Consider the following 17,539-nt stretch of genomic DNA (forward strand, 5'->3'; position numbering starts at 1 on the left):
TCAATCCCCTTTGGGTTCACCTCCAATATGAAGTCCTTCTAATTGTACTCTTTGGATTTGTAGTTGTTTTACTTTCATTACTGTCCAAGTGAGACCGTTTTCTTCCACGACATCTCCCTTTTTTGCCATGCCCGCTAATTTTTGATGAATCCAACCGCCTAATGTATCAATTTGATCACTATTTGCGAATGTCATCCCGAATTTTTCTTCTAAATCAGCCAATAAAACGCGTCCAGAGATACAGTATTTGTTAGGTGCACGATACTCAATTTCTTCGACTTCCTCTTCGTCAAATTCATCGCGAATTTCACCAACAATTTCTTCTAAAATATCTTCTATCGTAAGTAAACCAGAGGTACCACCGTATTCATCCACAACTATCGCCATGTGAACACCGATTTTTTGCATTTTGATGAATGCGTCGTATATTTTTGTTGTTTCTAAAATAAACGGAATAGGTTGAATAAAATCAGCCAAGTGATATTCCCTTTTGCCTGCCATCTTGGTCAACATTTTTTTAACATTAACGATGCCGATCACTTGATCCTTTGTGTCTTCTATCACAGGATATCTTGTAAAATTATGCTCAATCATCATTTGCGCAATTTCTTCCCTTGTCATGTTCTGCTCGAACACAGCCATATTAATTCTGGGAACCATGATATCTTTGGCCACCCTTTCATCAAAGGAGAAAATATTTTCCATATATTCGAGTTCGGTTTGGTTGATTTCACCGCCTTTATAACTTTGGGTCATGACAATTTTCAATTCTTCTTCCGTATATGAGTCTTCTTTTGCTTTTGCCGGCACGCCAAACATACGTAATATCACACGTGATGTTCCATTGAGTAACCAAATGAAAGGAAACATGATTTTTCCGAACCAGTAAAGAGGGGGCGCTAATAATAAGCTCATTTTTTCGGCAAATTGAATCGCTAAGGTCTTAGGTGCCATTTCACCGACAACTACATGTAGAATTGTTACTAAAATAAAGGCAATGGCATATGAAAGAACTGATGATAATGATTGTGAAAGATTTAACCAATCAAAAACAGGATATAATATCTTCTCAACGGTTGGCTTACCAAGGGAACCAAGTCCTAAAGCTGTTACGGTAATCCCCAGTTGGCAAGCTGATAAATTATAATCTAAGTTATCTGCTACCCTCTTGACAGTCATTGCTTTTTTATTCCCCTCATCAATAAGCTGATCAATCCGTGACATTCTTAGTTTGACAACAGCAAATTCAGCTGCCACAAAAAAACCGGTCGCAAAGATCAAGAAGGCCAGTAGTAGTAAATTTAATATTGTAATCAGATCCATAAGACACCACCAGTATTGAAATTGTATTTTATTAATGTGTCCATTCTTATATCATGTACTCATGCATTTGTAATGATTAGTTAACCTCTAATACCAAAGGCTAAAATGCATAACAGTATCTATGAAAACTCCTATTAAAAATAAAAACGAGGAAAGAAAATAATTTTTCTTTCCTCGACAACATTAACATGTTTTATAACTGGACCGATTTATCTAACTATTGATTGTCCAGCTAAATGGATCTGGCAGTTCATCCCACTTGGCATCATACTCACTTGGTGATAACAAGCAGTCATCTAATTCTTTTGTTATTAAATCTACATCAATATCCATTCCAATAAACACAAGTTTAGTATGACGATCACCAAATTCCACATCCCAATCATCTAACAAATTAGGGTTTTCCTTTAAGGTCTCATCTTTTTCCTTCTCTGGTAGTGATGCTACCCAATAGGATATGGGCTGCATCATTACAGAAGGACCAGCTTGTGACATTAATATAGCTAAGTTGTTTCTGCTCGCGCACCAAACAATCCCTTTTGATCTAACTATTTGTGATGGCATTTTTTGACACCAAGTATTAAAACGTTCAGTATGGAAAGGGTATTTTCGGTAATAGACAAAAGATGAAATGCCATACTCTTCTGTTTCAGGCGTATGATCAGAAGGACCGATCGAGAGCTCTTGTAACCAACCTGCAGATTGACTGGCTTCGTCAAAATCGAAAAGCCCAGTATTTAAAATTTCTTTCGGATTTACTTCACTATTTACCGTACGAATAATCTTCGCTTGTGGCTGCAGTGTTCTAATCACTTTTTCTAATTTATCAAGGGCTTTATCATTTACTAGATCACACTTATTTAATATAAGCACATCGCAAAATTCAATCTGGTCAATGAGTAAATCAGCGATATTTCTATCATCTTCTTCCCCAACTGCCTCCCTACGTTCTAATAATGTGTCTCCTGATTCAAAATCATGCCAAAATCTATTCGCATCAACAACCGTTACCATCGTATCTAATTTACAAAACCGAGTTAAATCTATATTCATTTCTTCATCGATATAAGAAAAGGTTTGTGCTACAGGGACAGGTTCGCTAATACCTGAAGATTCAATCAGTATGTAATCTATTTCACCCTGTTTAGCTAATCGTTCAACTTCTATAAGTAAGTCTTCTCGAAGAGTGCAGCATATACATCCATTTGACATCTCCACCAATTTTTCCTCTGTTCGAGAAAAGTTTCCTTGTTTTCGAACAAGTTCACTATCGATGTTTACTTCACTCATGTCATTTACAATGACTGCTACTTTTAAACCGTTTCTATTATTTAATATATGATTTAATAATGTTGTCTTACCAGAACCTAGATAACCACTAAGAACGGTCACTGGAATTTTTTTCATTGTTAAACACTCCTATAAATCAAAATGATTACGATTTATTAATTAAAAAAATACTCTTCTTATCTTTCGTTTATATACTCCCATCTAATAAGGATAGTGGATTACCAACTCGATTTTTTAACGCCTGGTATTTGACCTTTATGTGCATATTCGCGAAAAGCTATACGAGACATCTTAAATTTTCTAAGATAACCTCTAGGTCTTCCGGTTATTTCGCATCTGTTTTTTAACCTTGTCGGGGACGAATCTCTCGGTAGTTTTCTAATACCTTGAATGTCACCTTTTTCTTTCAGCTCTTTCCGAATTTCTGCATATTTTTTCACTAATTCTTGCCGTTTCTTTTCTTTTGCTATTTTAGATTTCTTAGCCAACTTTCACCATTCCTTTTCTATTTCTACATTCTCTACTTTGTTTCCCTATGCAAAGTTTTTCTCTTTAATCGTGGACAATATTTCATCAGTTCAATTCTTTCTGGATGATTTCTTTTATTCTTTGAAGTAATGTAATTTCTATCACCCGTCTCTGTGCAGGCTAGTGTGATTTTAACTCTCAATTTTTTATCTCCTTCCCGTTTCCTATTCATAAAAACTAAAAACAATCAGATACTACATCTCATAGTATAAAACGTAATCATTACGATTTGCAAGTGTTTTTTATTCCTTTATAAAAAAAGAGCCATCATATTGTATGATCGCTCTACCCTTTGATTATTTAATTTACATAGTTGCTAATGGGCTAATTTTCACTGCAACTCTTACTGATTGCTCTAATTTATGATCGAGCATAAAGTTCGCTTGAATATAATAATCATTATCTTTAGCATTCATCTCATTTGCTGAGGGAATTTCCAATGTAAATACTGTTTCTTTCTGCTCATTCGGTTGGACAGGAATCGAACAAAATACAGAGTGAGATCTCACAATTTCTTCTTTATCATTTTCTTGGTTGCAAGCAATCAGATCAATATCATATCTTCTAATCTTCTGTGGGATGAGACCACCAAAAAATTTTATGCCACCTTCAATAATATGGCCTTCTTTATATTCTTTTTCATTAGTAGATAAATGAATTTTCTTCATTCCTATACCCATTTTTAGAGCATATTTTTTAAGCATTCTAGCTATGTCACCTATACCTTCTTATATATTGTTTAATAACTGTTGTTTGTAATCGTACTAACCTATAATAGTATATGATAGAAATAATGGTAAAGAATTTTTTTACATAATTATTTTTTTACATAATTATTTTTTAAAATTATTTATCCTTCTTTTCACCTTAGAATTATAAGCTTTCAATCAGTAACGCATTTTACTAAACAATTAATCAATTCCATTACTCCCTTTTTGAAAGTGAAACGTTACAATTGTCTAACATTTCTTCAGGTAATTAACCAAAAGATAAAGTGCAACGTTATAGTTCTTTAAATTATATAATGCGCATCTACCTTTGACAAGATAAAAACGTGTGCTTTTATAAAATTTACTGTGTTTTTACATTCGTCAGTAGGTACATTATGACGGATTCATTTTTATCGTTCAAAAATAACTATAGTAAGTATTTTAGTTGCATTAAAAGATGCATGAGATTTAGCACCGAACCATGGAATAACAAAGCAGCAGGAATTGTTTCTTATCTTAAACTGTATTGATATAACACTTAAACTTGCTGTACAAAGCAAAACGAATATAATTGAACCGGAATTACCTGCGCATCATCAACTAGTAACAATGAAAAATATTATCTTAAACTATTTAACCGCAAATGCAGCAAAATAAAGGCTTTTAGAAAAGAGGAGAATAATCATTTCATACTTACCTGAATGTCAGATAGAATGGGGAAAACGTGGTGCAAGAGAAGCAGCAAATCGAGGAGATATTGTGATTATTGTTGATGTCCTCAGTTTTTCTTCTACAGTTGTAACGGGTTTAAACTACGGAGCAATCATATATCCCTATCCCCCTCATTTAAATGGCAAAGCATACGCACAATCATTGGGAGCGCAATATATTCTTGGGAGAGCTGAGGCAGCGAGATTAGGTGCACCCACTTTATCACCTGTTACATTTAATCACTCACATGATAGGCAAAAATATGTTTTGAGTTCTTTAAATGGTGCCTTTTGTACTTGGATTGCCTCCCATATACCAGCTTTATTCATTGGGTCTTTATTAAACGCTTCTGCAGTGGCATCAGCTGCAAATCAATTATCCGCTTCATTAAACGCTAATATTACTGTTGTTCCTTGTGGAGAATTATGGAATGGCGTGAAAGAATTTGAAGACTCCCTTCGTCCTGCAATGGAAGACTACTTAGGGGCTGGTGCCATCCTTTCTAGGATAGAAGGAAAGCAATCAGCTGAGGTGCAAGTGTGTATTGGCGCTTTTCAGCATTCAAAGTCAACACTTAGTAGATTAATATGGGATTGTACAAGTGGAATAGAATTAAGAGAAAGAGGGTTTGAAAAAGATGTGAAGCATTGTAGCCGTTTAAATATTTATCAAACCGTTCCTATATTAAAAAACCAACATTTTTCTGAGTATACAACAACGACATGAAGAAGCAATCCACGATAATGTTCACAATTGCTTCTTCTTTGGTAGCTTTTAATCTTGTCATCTTCATCTTAAGCTGTTTGATTCGCCAATTATAAGTGTCACTATTTGGTAGAAATCTCGTTGGGCAATGAGGAAGTGGGGATGATTTTCGTCATCTAATAACATAATATAAGGCTCTTCTTCTTCAGGAATAATTAATACCATTTCGTTGATAAAATCATTAAACCATTTGTTTTTTACGGTCAATGAGGGTGCCAACGGAATACGAACCATATAGCCGTCTTTAGGCATAGGATTAATTTTCACATATATCCCATTGATTGATTGAAGAATAGATGTTGCTTCTTGTTGTATTTGTTCATTAGGGGGCCGTTTTTTTACAACGTCGTTGACTTCCACATCAAACAATTCCACTTGAGGAAGTCCTTGTGCAGAAGCTGTTGAAACAAATGATAATAATAGTGCGAAAGAAAGTAAGATCAACATTTTTTTCATCTTAATCACCTCTGTTATTAACTTTTCCCTCAAGATTTTTTTTACTCTTAATTGTGCATTTATTATTTTCTTTCCTATTGAATATTTGGAACATAGTTCGTTTAATTTATTAGTTAAATGAAAAAACCAATCTAAGATTTATACTCAGATTGGTTTTTTCTTCTTATGCTTGTAAAGATTTCGCTTGCATCTCGTACATTTGTTCGTATATGCCACCTGCTGCAATGAGCTCTTCGTGACTGCCTTGTTCTTTGATTTCACCTTTATCAAGCACCAAAATGCGGTCAGCATTTTTAATTGTAGACAGTCTATGAGCGATGATAAAAGTGGTTCTTCCTTGTTTTAGAACATTCATTGCGTTTTGAATAATCTCTTCCGTTTCTGTATCTATATTTGATGTTGCTTCATCGAGGATTAGGATCGCTGGATCGAAAGCGAGCGCCCGTGCAAACGAGATTAATTGTCTTTGACCGGAAGACAAAGTACTTCCTTTTTCAATTACCGGTTCATCTATCCCTTTTTCTAAATGTGATAGCACTCGATCAGCACCAACTGACTGAATCGCATGCTCCACTCTTTCTCTTGTAATATTAGGTTGATTTAAACTTACATTCGAAGCAATAGTCCCTGTAAAAAGATACGGGTCTTGTAAAACTATCCCCATATGTTCACGAATCGTTTGTCGTGGTATCGTCGTAATATCAACTCCATCAATATAAATTTTACCGATTGTTGGATCATAAAAGCGAAATAATAAGTTCATAATCGAGCTTTTTCCTGAACCTGTATGACCCACGAGCGCAATCGTTTCTCCCTTTTTGGCTTGGAATGAAATATCCTTTAAAACAAAATCAGGTTCTTTATATGCGAAGGATACTTGATCAAACACCACATGCCCTTTATATTTTGGTATCTTTTCATTAGATACCTTCTCACCTTTTAATGCTAAAACTTCAAATACACGATTCCCGGCTACAAGTGAACGCTCCATTTGCGAAAATTGATTCACAATATTTGTAATCGGATTAAAAAGTCTTGTTAAATAGTCAACAAACGCATATAGGGTTCCAGCTGTCACTATTTGTGTACCACTAAATGATTGTGTCCCAAAATAAATGATAAAACATGTAAATAACAGTAGCCTTAACGTATTTACAAGGTTATGAGAAGTCGCAGAATCAAGAATAATTAGCTTTCTCTCATATTGATAATGTTCTTCATTCATTTCATCAAACTCTTTCGTCATTTGTTTTTCTCGACGGAAAGCTTGAATAATAGTCATCCCTTGAATGGATTCATTGATCATTGCATTAATATCAGCAATTTTTGTTCGGATCACGTCATTATACTGTGAAGCATACTTTCTATATAGAATCATCCAAATATAAACGATTGGTATCATAACGAGTGCGATTAAAGCCATTTTCCAGTTCAAAATGAATAAGGCAATATAGACACCAGTTATAGAAATGGCACTCGTAGCAAAACTCGAAAGTACTTGCACAAATAAGTTTCTAATTGCCTCTGTATCATTTGTCACTCTTGCTACAATTTTACCAGATGGTAATTGATCAAAGAAACCAATTGGTAATGTTTGAATATGCTTGAATACATCTTTTCTTAATGCTTGAATAATTCTATTTGAACCCTTTTGTAATTGTAAATACATAAAATAACGGAAAATAGCCGTACAAATTGATAATGAGAAATATAGAATGAGTAAGTATAGAATTGGTGTAAAGTCAAATTGGCCGAGTGTCATATGATTATCAATGATATGTTTAGCAATAAAGGGGCCCGCTAGGTCAGTGAACACTGCAATGGATAGAAATAACAACCCGAGTAAAATGGTGCCTTTAAACCTTAGCGCATACGATAATAATTGTTTGCCTGTGCTCATGAATTTGCCCCCTCTAGCTGTTGGCGTACATACTGTTCTTTATACCAACCGTCTTCATTAATTAAATCATCATGTGTACCTACTTGTGTAATCACACCATTATCTAAAACAATAATTTGATCTGCGTGTTGAATACCTGATAAACGATGTGTTGTAATAATTGTCGTTTTTCCCGCTCTTTCGCTTTGAATATTGCTGATAATTGCAGACTCTGTTTTTGCATCTACAGCAGATAAGGAATCATCTAATATTAAAATATCAGGATCTTTAATTAATGCGCGAGCAATCGATACCCGCTGCTTTTGTCCCCCTGATAAGGAAACACCTTTTTCACCTACTAGCGTATTTAACCCGAGCGGAAGATAAGCTAAATCTTTTGTAAAAGCAGCCAAATCAATCGCTTTTTCTATTTCTTCGTCTGTGGCATCTTCTTTACCGAATAATATATTTTCTTTAATTGTTCGAGAAAAAAGCACGTGACTTTGCGGTACATAGCCAATCCAATCTAATACTTGTTCTTTCGTCTGTTGGGAAAGGTCGATATCATCAATAGATATTCCTCCTTCTCCTAAAGGATACTCCCTCAACAATTGGCGAATAAAGGTCGTTTTCCCTGCGCCTGTTTTACCCACAATTCCTAACGTTTCACCACTTCTTAAGCTTAAATTAATATTTGAGAGGTTAACGACTTTACTCGTAGGATATTGAAAGGTTAACTCTTGGAATTGTAAAATATGGGGCTTATCGACTGCTAAAGGTTTTGTTGGCGGCATGATATCCGCTTCATAATTTAATGTCTCTTGCACTCTGTCTAAAGAAGCGTTCCCTTGTTGCATCACATTGATTAACTCACCAATAGCAAAGATTGGCCAAACCGCTAATCCTAAATAAACATTAAAGGTAACTAGTTGCCCAACAGATAAGTCTCCATTAGCCACTAACACTGATCCATAACCGAGTGCGACAATATAACTAATACCAGTTCCAATTGTTGTGATTGGATTGAATAAAGCATTTATTTTGGCGGTATGCATATTTTTCTCAAAAACATCTTCACTCATATCAGCAAACCGTTGTTCATCTGCCTTCTCTTGCACATAGGCGCGAATAACTCTCACACCAGAGACTGATTCTAAAACACTATCATTCATCTCGCCAAAAGCATCTTGTGCTCTCATATACCTTTCATGGACAAGTTTGCCATAATATTGAATTAATATGGCCATAACTGGGACAGGTAACATGGCGAAAAAAGTAAGTTCCCACGAGATCATGAAGCCCATCGCTAAGATAATACCACCGAGAAAGAAAGTAGAGTCAATCAACGTCATAATCCCAAATCCTGCGGTTAACGAGACGGCATTCAAATCATTGGTCGCCCTGGCCATCAGATCTCCGGTGCGATTTTTTTCATAAAAAGTCGGTGTCATACGCAGAAATTGGCTCATTAATTTCCGCCGCATTAATCGTTGCAAGTTGACGGATCCTTCGAATAGACCGTATTGCCAAAAGAAATTTAACATATAGCTAAAAATAATAATACCTAAGAAGACCGCTACATACTGAATAAGTAAATCACGTGTCATTTCACCTTCTGTAATGTAATCAATAATGACCCCAATTAAGTACGGTGGAATAATTTCTAATACAGTAGCTAACATCAATAATAGAACGGCGATACCGTATTGCTTTTTGTATTTTTTAAAAAACCAACCGAGTTTCTTTAACACATCAAACATTTATTACACAACCTTTCCTCTCTTGCTGTCTGTTTCCTCTACCCACAACCTATACGCTGATTTTTTAATAGTAATATTCTTTGTTTTCTGTTCATCTTTAACATCCCCTTATCTTTATTCAACTATCTATTAGAAAAACTCGACTTGCACAGAAATTTACATGGCAAGTCTCTGTTTATCTCCCCTATTTTCTTCTCCAAAAAAAGAAAATGCGGTCCCCATAAAGAGGCCGCATTTCTCTTCTAAGGTATGAACGTGTTGCCATACCTCCATTCATTAAAAGAATAAAGCATTATCGAAAAAAAGGTAGGGACGAATATGAATTTGTTTTCATGAATGCCTTCACTCTTGCTTTCATCGTCCTTACCTCCTCTCATTTGTAAATAGCGTCTTTTGAATATTACCACTATTTTCATATTTGTGTCAATATGTTTTTTTCAAAGACATTCTTTTTGAATGCCTGTCTACTTCAACTGTTATGCCAAAAAAATCAGTTAATGTTTCACTCGTAAGTAACTCAGATGTATTTCCACTTTTAAATACCGTACCGTCTTTGATTAATAGAGATTTATTGAAAATAGGAATGATTTCTTCAATATGATGGGTAACGAAAATAATGGTCGGCGCTTCTTTTTGTTTTGAGATACGAGCAATTGAACCCAGCAGCTGTTCACGAGAAACAAAATCTAGTCCAGTTGTTGGTTCATCAAGAATGAGCAATTTTGGATGGGCCATTTGGGCACGAGCGATTAATATTTTTTGTTTCTCACCTTGAGAGCAAGTTTGATAAGTTTCATTCTGTAATTGGATTAAATGGAATTGCTCTAACCATTCATTTGCTTCTTCAATGTCATCCATTGAAGGTTCGTCATAAAGTCCGATAGATGCGTATTTCCCACTAACAATAATATCTTGTACTCGCTCGTATGGACGAATCTTCTCTTGAAAAGAAGAGGATACCCATCCAATGGATTGCCTTACTTGCTGTAAGTCTACTTTTCCGTATGTATGACCCAATACTGATATTTGTCCACTAGTTGGCCAAATATAGCCCATAATCATATTTAATAATGTGGTCTTTCCTGAACCATTTAAACCAAGCACTGCCCAATGATCCCCATTATTTACTTGCCAATTCATATTTTTTAGGATGAGCTCTTGATTTCTTGAACAGTAGACATTTTCTATTTGAAGCACTGTATCCATCTTTACCCTCCCTAAAAACTAAACTATATAATAAAAAAACAGAACGGTGCTTTTGGCTTTTGTCCGTCCTGTTTATGTAAATTATTCATTTCACTCATAAAAACTGTCAGGGATACCTGCGAATTTACGCTTATGATATAATAACGGTTCTTTTTTATTGCTTTCTATATCAATTACTTTTCCCACTAAAATACTGTGGTCGCCAGCTTCAATTGTGTCATGCATCTCGCATTGAAATACACCAGCGCAATCAGCAATAATTGGCAATCCATTGGCTGATTCAGACCAATCAGTATTTTTAAAACGATCAAGACCTTTTGAAGCAAATAATGAACAAACTTCTGCTTGATCATGAGCTAATACATGGACAGCAAATTTTTTCGTTTGCGTGAACTTCTCATAAGAAGATACTCTTTTATCAATTGACCACAATAATAACATTGGATCTAATGAAACAGAAGCGAATGAATTCACCGTTAAACCGATAGGAGTGCCTTCTTCGTCCATCATTGTGACAACAGTGACACCAGTAGGGTAATTACCCATGACTTCTTTAAATAAATCTGTTTTACTCATGATTCTTTCCCCTTTCATTCTCCTCATAATCCCCTAAAATTTGTACTTCTCTTTCTAGCTTCACACCAAAATTGGCAAAGACCTTTTCTTGTACAAGATGAATGAGCTGAATATAATCACTAGCAGTCGCTTCATTCATATTCACCATAAAACCTGCATGTTTCGTCGACACTTGCGCGCCCCCAACCGTTAAGCCCTGTAAGCCGCTATCTTGAATCAACTTCCCAGCGAAGTATCCCGGAGGTCGTTTAAAGACACTACCACAAGAAGGATACTCTAGTGGTTGTTTCGATTCTCTCGCAAAGGTAAATTCATCCATCTTTGCTTTTATGTCTGCTTGATTTCCTTTTTGTAGCGTGAATGTCGCTTCTAATACAATTAGCTTTTTCTTAGCAAATGCACTTGTACGGTAAGCAAAATCAAAGTCTTCTGGTGTTAGCGTTAATAACTCACCTTCCGTATTTAAAGCAATGACCTTTGTTAATACATTCGAGATTTCACCACCGTATGCCCCTGCATTCATAAATACCGCACCGCCTACACTTCCTGGGATCCCGCATGCGAACGCTAACCCATCTAGTCCGTGTTCATAAGCAGTACGAGAAACATGAATAATTTCAGCGCCACTACCTGCTGTTATTTGTTTTTCATTAACAGCAATATCATTAAAATGATTCAGGTTTAACACAATTCCAGGTAAACCATGATCACTAATAATGACATTTGCTCCTTTTCCAAGTAAGGTTAGAGGAATCTTTTTATCGAAGGCAAATTTTACAACCTTTTGTGCGTCTTCAGTATTTCTTGGCTGCACGAAAATTTCCGCCTCGCCACCAACCTGTATATATGTATGTTTTGACATCGGCTCTTGATGATAGATATCACTATTCGTTAATAGCTGACGTAATGTTTCTTTGATGTTCATTTTTTTACTCCAATCTGTTATGCTTTACAAAAAGTCAATGCATTTTTATACTGAAAGGTATAAAAATAAAATAACATGAAATCATGTATTTATCTAGTACTTTGTGAGACGAAAGAAAGTGTGATAACCATGGGTTTAATATTACTAGAAATTTGCGACATGAACCTCTTGTCAGAAGAAGCGTTGCAAGCACTATTAGAAAAATATCCCGAAGTAGCTGTTATGAGCTATGATTGTCAAAACTTATGTGGTCTTTGCAAAATGAGACCATATGCGCTCGTAAACGGACAAAGGATATTTGGAAAAGACTTGCCGGAATGCATTGAAAATATACGCATTAAAATAGAAGAGGAACTGGCATTGTTCGCATAATTCATTCGCACTGGAGCCTAATAAAGGCTCCAGTTTTTTATTTATTTTTTATAGTAATCCCAAATAGATCTTTAGCTAATTGTAAAAATTCAGCTGTTGTTACTTTTCTTTTCGTTATATTCCCCCCTACATTTAGGGTATAGGAACTTTCTGTCAACGTAATCGTTTCATATTCTCTAATAGATGTGAATAGATAACCCTTATTAAAAGGTGAGGATTCACTATGGATAATGGTGTCTTGTATGGTCGTTAATTCATCTTCTGATTGTATAGTGTTTGCCAAAGAGAATTTATACCCTGTTTTCCAATCATGTACACCGTTTTTTTTCATATTTAAAATATATTCATCGTTATTGTATGTGATTCTAAAAAAACCGTTCGCTGATTTGACTTCTTCACCGTCTAACGGTACAGCTTTTAAAGGTAAATTATTGCCAAAACCTGTATCTACTAAGAAAGGTTTATTTTCTTTAGTGAGAATGATACATACATGCGTGTCCCCAGTACTTGACCATGTTTGTTTACTGTGATCATAGACATTCCCTTTTACTAATTTTACATCTAATCCTTCATCTTTTAATACATAAAAAAGCAAAGGGTTCAAATGATAACAAACACCACCAAATCCATTGATTAAACAAGTTTCTTCAATTAATTCTTTTGTAATAGGTGTTGTGCTTCTCGCCATAATACTCGTGTTTTCAAACGGGAAGATATTTGTTGTTTTTCTTAGAACTTCGTCCAAATTATTAAATGTAATCTTTTCTTGAAAATGAATTTTCTCTTTGAACTTCATTGTCAAGTCTGTCATTGTTCATCATCCTTTGGTATAACTTCACTCTACTATAACACGCTTCGCCTATCTCATAAATGAATCTGCATAAAATTGGCGAGCACAAGGTATCTTTCTGATTCTTTCAATTACTGAGGAGTATTTAATAAGAAAAAATTAATCATCCCACCTATCACAGATTGCCTACTATTTTATTCCTTAAAAAACCAAACACATGAAACACAAATCACTTTGAATAAACCTTACATAATAAAGAGACAAACCGCTGACAATATAAGCAACAAAGATAGGAGGACTTCATTATGTTATCTGCTGAACAACTACATCATTTTAAAAAATTGTTAACACAATCTTTAAACGAAAATGAACAACAAATAGAGCAAAATCATCATTTCGGACTCCATGAGGAACAAAATAATGTTGGTTTTTCAGGCGAATTATCTAATTACGATAATCATCCAGCTGATTCTGCGACTGAATTATACGAAAGAGAAAAGGACCTAGCCATAGACGATCATTATAGAGATGAAGTTGATGAAATTCGCACAGCTCTTACTGCTATAGAAAAAGGAACTTATGGAGTGTGTCAAGTTTGTCAAAAAGAGATTCCCGTAAGCCGACTTGAGGCATTGCCAACAGCAACAACTTGCATTGAACATAGTCAACAGCAGAACTTAAATGAGTACAGACCAATAGAAGAAGAAGTCATTAATGCCGATGTCGAGGTACCACATGATGATAATAACGGTTTTGATGAAGAAGATAGCTGGCAATCTGTTGCAAAATGGGGGAATTCAGATGGACCGTCAGATTTATACGATGCCCCAACAGATTATGAAAAAATGTATCTTAATTCCGGTGAAAATGTTGGCTATACAGAAGAGTTCGAGAATAGTGTGGGAACGGATATCGATGGCAAAAACATTCAAATTTTTGACACTAAACAGTTACGTGCTTATGAAGAAGCACTTGATGAAGAAGGCATTATGACCACTTTCGGTGATTTAAAAGCTTATGAAGAAGAACCTTATGTAGAAAACAAAGAAGATGAGCAATAATAAAAAGCGAGACTATAGCGTCTCGCTTTTTATTATTCACTGCTTTACTTCTCTTCTTTGGCGAGATCGATCATCATGACAATTAACACGAGTAATTGAATCAAGACATCGGCTTCGATCGGAATCATCCTCCTCCATAAATGGTGAAGTTCATTCCTCCGGTTTATCTAAGAAGTAAAGACTTACGTTTCCCTTACTCCATCTATATGCAGAAGCGTCTTCATTATGTCTCCATTTACTAGTAACCAGTGAAGATATACGTTAAACTAAAAAGGATTATATACATAGGTGGGGAGAGTAAATGACATTAAAGGAAATTGAAAACCAATTAGCAGAGTTAAAAATGGACTATATGCGCTTACAAGATGATATCGAAAAGTTAGAGTCATTTGGACGTTCAGTTGAGAAACAAGAATTACGAATGAAAGAAATTGAAGAAGAACTACAAAGGCTTAATCATTTAAAAGCTGAGCTTGAGAAATAATACGCTGACTGCAGGTGTGAAACGGCCTGTTGATTTGCCGCCGGGTCTATATAGTGATAATGAAGGCTTCCCCCAATTAATTTGGGGGATGTTTCCTGAGATGATGAACACATGACTTGCACTAAAAAATAATCTTATTTTCATATTTTTGCCTTCACATTCTATTTAACAGAGTGTCAACAGAACGCTGATTTGATATCTTGTGACAGCAATCTTATAATGAGAAACTTTGTGGTTGTAAAAGGATAGTAGAAAAAAACCACTTCTTGCCCTTCCGATTGGATTTCTAACAAAGACAAAAAATAGGGGTGTTAATCGAAACCTGCTCATTAAATTTAGTTACCCTTATAACGAATATAGAAAGCTCGCAATTAGAAGAAGTTCAAATACATAACGGTCTAATCGGTTATTATGCGTAACACCGTAACTTTTCTACAAGATGATGTTGCTATTGATACCGTATAAGTTAACTAAAAAGGTGGATGAGGATGAGCATTCTCTGTGGAATCAAGTGATTAATGAGGCAAGCTAAGGAGGCATTACCAATGTCTAAAGGAATGATTCATCATATAGAATTGTATGTGTCAGAACTTTCAAGTAGTGTAGCTTTTTGGGATGCATTACTAACAGAGCTGGGTTACAGTCGTTTTCAAACATGGAAGTACGGACAAAGTTGGAAAATAGAGAACAGTTATTTAGTCATTGTACAAGCAGAAGAGAAATATTTAGACATTCCCTATCATCGTTGTCGTGTTGGCCTTAATCATTTAGCTTTTCATGCACAGTCACGAGAGCAGGTTGATGTGATTACAGAAAAATTAAGAGAAAATCATGTTACAATTCTCTATGAAGATAAGCACCCCTTCGCTGGTGGTACAGGGCATTATGCTGTTTATTTTGAAGATCCAGACCGGATGAAGGTTGAAATTGTTGCACCCGCAACATAGTTTCATCGTCATTCTCCACCATTTAAATACTTGTTATCACCCATCATCACATTTTTATCTTCTCTCATATTTACATTAGTAGGAGGCAAATATGGATGATGCCTCCTTTTTCTATCAATCCAAAAAGCTATACTACATAAAAAAACAATGATAAAAAAGAGCACCCACATTTATATCATCACCACGCTTTTAATCAATCCTTTTTTGTCTAATCCATTTGGTTGCCACCCACTTTTCTCCTCTTTGTACCGGTAAACTTGAATGTAATGATTTGCGATCGACTTCACCTAGAGAATTACTATAGTGAAAAAAGACAGCAGATCCTTTCTTAGGGGTAAATGAAGCATTAATCTTTGGAAATATCGTTTCACCGCCTGATTCGACATCATTCAAATAGATTAGCATCGTCGCTATTCTTTGCCCGCCTTTACGATTGTCTACACGGTTTTCCGGAAAAAAATCAAAGTGAGACTTATATTCATCACCGACTTCATAATGCAATACTTGCAAACCTTCCCCATTTTCAATTGGATAAGAGGTCAGCAAACTGATTCGTTTTTCAATTCGAGCAATAAAATCATCTTCTTGAAGCTTAAAATACATCCCTTTGCTCGTTCTACCAGCAGCGGCTTTTTCTGCTCCAGAATTCGCATCTATGACTTTAGATGGCTGAAGGCGGCTTTTCGCCCGTTCAATGAGAAAATCACATTCCTCATCTGATAATACATGGTCTAGTTGGATAATCGTTGGTTTTATAAAGTTTGAGCGAACAAACACCATTTGATTATCTACCACAATGGTATGAGGTTGTTCATTTAAATAGACAGGTTCATATTGATAAGTTGAGGCACCTTTAATATCTGAACTGGCAAACGCAATTTCAAACATTGTCTCATAGGCAAACCTAGCATCAAATCCTTTTTTAATCAGACCATTCGTAATAGCTAATGGACTTACTCCTTGTTTTAATGTATCAATAATCCAATCTTGTAGTTCATTTGAAATAGTTTTCATTTTTTCCAAAACAGACGTCAACTCCTCCCCTATTTTGACAATATGTTTTGTTGAGACTGAACAATCTTCATTAGTTGCTCTGAAGAATAAATACAAACACCTTGTTTCTCCATATCAGTGATACATTTCATTGCTTGAGCAACATGCTTGGCTTCAATGGCATATTTCATTTTTTTCTCGTCATTCAATAATGGCGACAAAAGTTGATACAGCTTTTTACCCGCAAGTTCCCCTCTACGCTTTTCTAATCGTTCTCCCATTAACAATGAAGGCCTTACAATCGATAATGCAGGTAATGACAATGTTTTTAGTTTATCTTCTAGTAAGCCCTTAATCCTTGGATAGAACAATTTAGAACGAGCATTTGCATTGATAGAACTTATAATGACAAAATGTTCAACCTCATGACTCTTCGCTAACTTTGCCATCGTATAAGGATAATCTACATCTACTTTAATCATTTTCTCTTTTGTTTTTGCTTTTTTAATGGTCGTTCCTAAACAGCAATAAACGTGATCAACACAAAAATGTTCGGCATATTCTTCTAAATAATCAAAGTCAATGACTAATTCAATCAATTTTTCATGTTTCATATGAAGCGGTGTTCTAACAATAGCAATCACTTTCTCATACGAATCTTGTAGTAATAATTTTAATAATTCTTGCCCAACTAGGCCTGTTGCACCTGCTATCAGCGCAGTCTTTCCCATCTTTAAACCATCCTTCTATATTTTTTCCTTTC

The 17,539-nt window shown here is 35.3% G+C and carries 20 protein-coding genes; 6 read left to right on the forward strand and 14 right to left on the reverse strand.

Annotation, left to right across the window (positions count from 1 at the left end; all coding sequences use genetic code 11):
• The 5 genes from LCM23_RS08320 to LCM23_RS08340 all read right to left on the reverse strand — a co-directional run bounded on the left by LCM23_RS08320 (position 1) and on the right by LCM23_RS08340 (position 3,845).
• Positions 1-1,323, reverse strand: a complete 1,323-nt coding sequence (locus LCM23_RS08320; protein ID WP_224936520.1) for a hemolysin family protein — start codon at positions 1,321-1,323, stop codon at positions 1-3.
• Between the two features lie 213 nt (positions 1,324-1,536).
• Entirely contained in the window at positions 1,537-2,730 is a 1,194-nt protein-coding gene (locus LCM23_RS08325) for a GTP-binding protein (RefSeq protein ID WP_224936521.1), read from the reverse strand.
• 101 nt (positions 2,731-2,831) lie between these two features.
• A complete protein-coding gene (gene rpsN, locus LCM23_RS08330) occupies positions 2,832-3,101 on the reverse strand; it encodes a 30S ribosomal protein S14 (RefSeq protein WP_095373223.1) in 270 nt (89 codons plus the stop codon).
• 32 nt (positions 3,102-3,133) lie between these two features.
• Positions 3,134-3,283 (reverse strand): 50S ribosomal protein L33, encoded by a 150-nt coding sequence (gene rpmG / locus LCM23_RS08335; RefSeq protein WP_224936522.1) that lies wholly within the window; start codon positions 3,281-3,283, stop codon positions 3,134-3,136.
• Positions 3,284-3,446: 163 nt separating this feature from the next.
• Positions 3,447-3,845 carry a sporulation protein gene (locus tag LCM23_RS08340; protein WP_224936523.1) on the reverse strand — a complete coding sequence of 133 codons (399 nt, stop codon included), beginning with the start codon at positions 3,843-3,845 and terminating at the stop codon, positions 3,447-3,449.
• Positions 3,846-4,355: 510 nt separating this feature from the next.
• Here LCM23_RS08340 and LCM23_RS08345 point away from each other — a divergent pair.
• Both LCM23_RS08345 and LCM23_RS08350 read left to right on the forward strand, forming a co-directional pair.
• Entirely contained in the window at positions 4,356-4,508 is a 153-nt protein-coding gene (locus tag LCM23_RS08345; protein ID WP_224936524.1) for a hypothetical protein, read from the forward strand.
• A 51-nt stretch (positions 4,509-4,559) separates the two neighbouring features.
• A complete protein-coding gene (locus LCM23_RS08350) occupies positions 4,560-5,288 on the forward strand; it encodes a 2-phosphosulfolactate phosphatase (RefSeq protein WP_281203055.1) in 729 nt (242 codons plus the stop codon).
• 63 nt (positions 5,289-5,351) lie between these two features.
• Here LCM23_RS08350 and LCM23_RS08355 read toward each other — a convergent pair whose 3' ends face one another.
• From LCM23_RS08355 to murB, 6 genes are all read right to left on the reverse strand, one after another.
• Positions 5,352-5,783 (reverse strand): hypothetical protein, encoded by a 432-nt coding sequence (locus LCM23_RS08355; RefSeq protein WP_224936526.1) that lies wholly within the window; start codon positions 5,781-5,783, stop codon positions 5,352-5,354.
• Between the two features lie 163 nt (positions 5,784-5,946).
• Entirely contained in the window at positions 5,947-7,683 is a 1,737-nt protein-coding gene (locus LCM23_RS08360) for an ABC transporter ATP-binding protein (RefSeq protein WP_224936527.1), read from the reverse strand.
• Positions 7,680-9,422 (reverse strand): ABC transporter ATP-binding protein, encoded by a 1,743-nt coding sequence (locus LCM23_RS08365; protein WP_224936528.1) that lies wholly within the window; start codon positions 9,420-9,422, stop codon positions 7,680-7,682. The genes LCM23_RS08360 and LCM23_RS08365 overlap by 4 nt, the downstream gene beginning before the upstream one ends.
• Positions 9,423-9,845: 423 nt before the next feature.
• Entirely contained in the window at positions 9,846-10,628 is a 783-nt protein-coding gene (locus tag LCM23_RS08370) for an ABC transporter ATP-binding protein (RefSeq protein ID WP_224936529.1), read from the reverse strand.
• Between the two features lie 90 nt (positions 10,629-10,718).
• On the reverse strand, positions 10,719-11,204 hold the full coding sequence (locus LCM23_RS08375; protein ID WP_224936530.1) for a flavin reductase family protein: 486 nt from the start codon (positions 11,202-11,204) through the stop codon (positions 10,719-10,721).
• On the reverse strand, positions 11,197-12,129 hold the full coding sequence (murB, locus tag LCM23_RS08380) for a UDP-N-acetylmuramate dehydrogenase (RefSeq protein ID WP_224936531.1): 933 nt from the start codon (positions 12,127-12,129) through the stop codon (positions 11,197-11,199). Before murB ends, LCM23_RS08375 begins: the two co-directional genes overlap by 8 nt.
• A gap of 129 nt (positions 12,130-12,258) precedes the next feature.
• Between murB and LCM23_RS08385 the strand changes: the two genes are divergently transcribed.
• Positions 12,259-12,501, forward strand: coding sequence for a DUF1450 domain-containing protein (locus tag LCM23_RS08385; RefSeq protein WP_095373211.1), 243 nt, complete (start codon positions 12,259-12,261; stop codon positions 12,499-12,501).
• A 37-nt stretch (positions 12,502-12,538) separates the two neighbouring features.
• Here the strand turns inward: LCM23_RS08385 and LCM23_RS08390 are convergent, their stop codons facing one another.
• Positions 12,539-13,312: an arylamine N-acetyltransferase family protein gene (locus tag LCM23_RS08390; protein ID WP_224936532.1), complete on the reverse strand. Its 774-nt coding sequence runs from the start codon at positions 13,310-13,312 to the stop codon at positions 12,539-12,541.
• Between the two features lie 284 nt (positions 13,313-13,596).
• On the opposite strand from LCM23_RS08390, the gene LCM23_RS08395 reads away from it, so the two are divergent.
• The 3 genes from LCM23_RS08395 (at position 13,597) to LCM23_RS08405 (ending at position 15,783) form a co-directional block, all read left to right on the forward strand.
• The gene (locus LCM23_RS08395) at positions 13,597-14,352 is read left to right on the forward strand and encodes a TraR/DksA C4-type zinc finger protein (RefSeq protein WP_224936533.1); all 756 of its coding nucleotides are present in this window, start codon (positions 13,597-13,599) and stop codon (positions 14,350-14,352) included.
• Positions 14,353-14,653: 301 nt separating this feature from the next.
• Positions 14,654-14,836, forward strand: coding sequence for an SE1832 family protein (locus LCM23_RS08400; protein WP_224936534.1), 183 nt, complete (start codon positions 14,654-14,656; stop codon positions 14,834-14,836).
• Positions 14,837-15,381: 545 nt separating this feature from the next.
• Positions 15,382-15,783, forward strand: a complete 402-nt coding sequence (locus LCM23_RS08405) for a VOC family protein (RefSeq protein ID WP_224936535.1) — start codon at positions 15,382-15,384, stop codon at positions 15,781-15,783.
• Between the two features lie 189 nt (positions 15,784-15,972).
• Here LCM23_RS08405 and LCM23_RS08410 read toward each other — a convergent pair whose 3' ends face one another.
• Positions 15,973-16,797: a 2OG-Fe(II) oxygenase gene (locus LCM23_RS08410; protein WP_224936651.1), complete on the reverse strand. Its 825-nt coding sequence runs from the start codon at positions 16,795-16,797 to the stop codon at positions 15,973-15,975.
• A 29-nt stretch (positions 16,798-16,826) separates the two neighbouring features.
• Positions 16,827-17,507, reverse strand: a complete 681-nt coding sequence (locus LCM23_RS08415; protein WP_095373204.1) for an NAD-dependent epimerase/dehydratase family protein — start codon at positions 17,505-17,507, stop codon at positions 16,827-16,829.
• Between the last annotated feature and the right edge of the window lie 32 nt (positions 17,508-17,539).

It is taken from the genome of Cytobacillus kochii, from assembly GCF_020171845.1.
Lineage (GTDB): Bacteria > Bacillota > Bacilli > Bacillales > Cytobacillaceae > Cytobacillus > Cytobacillus kochii.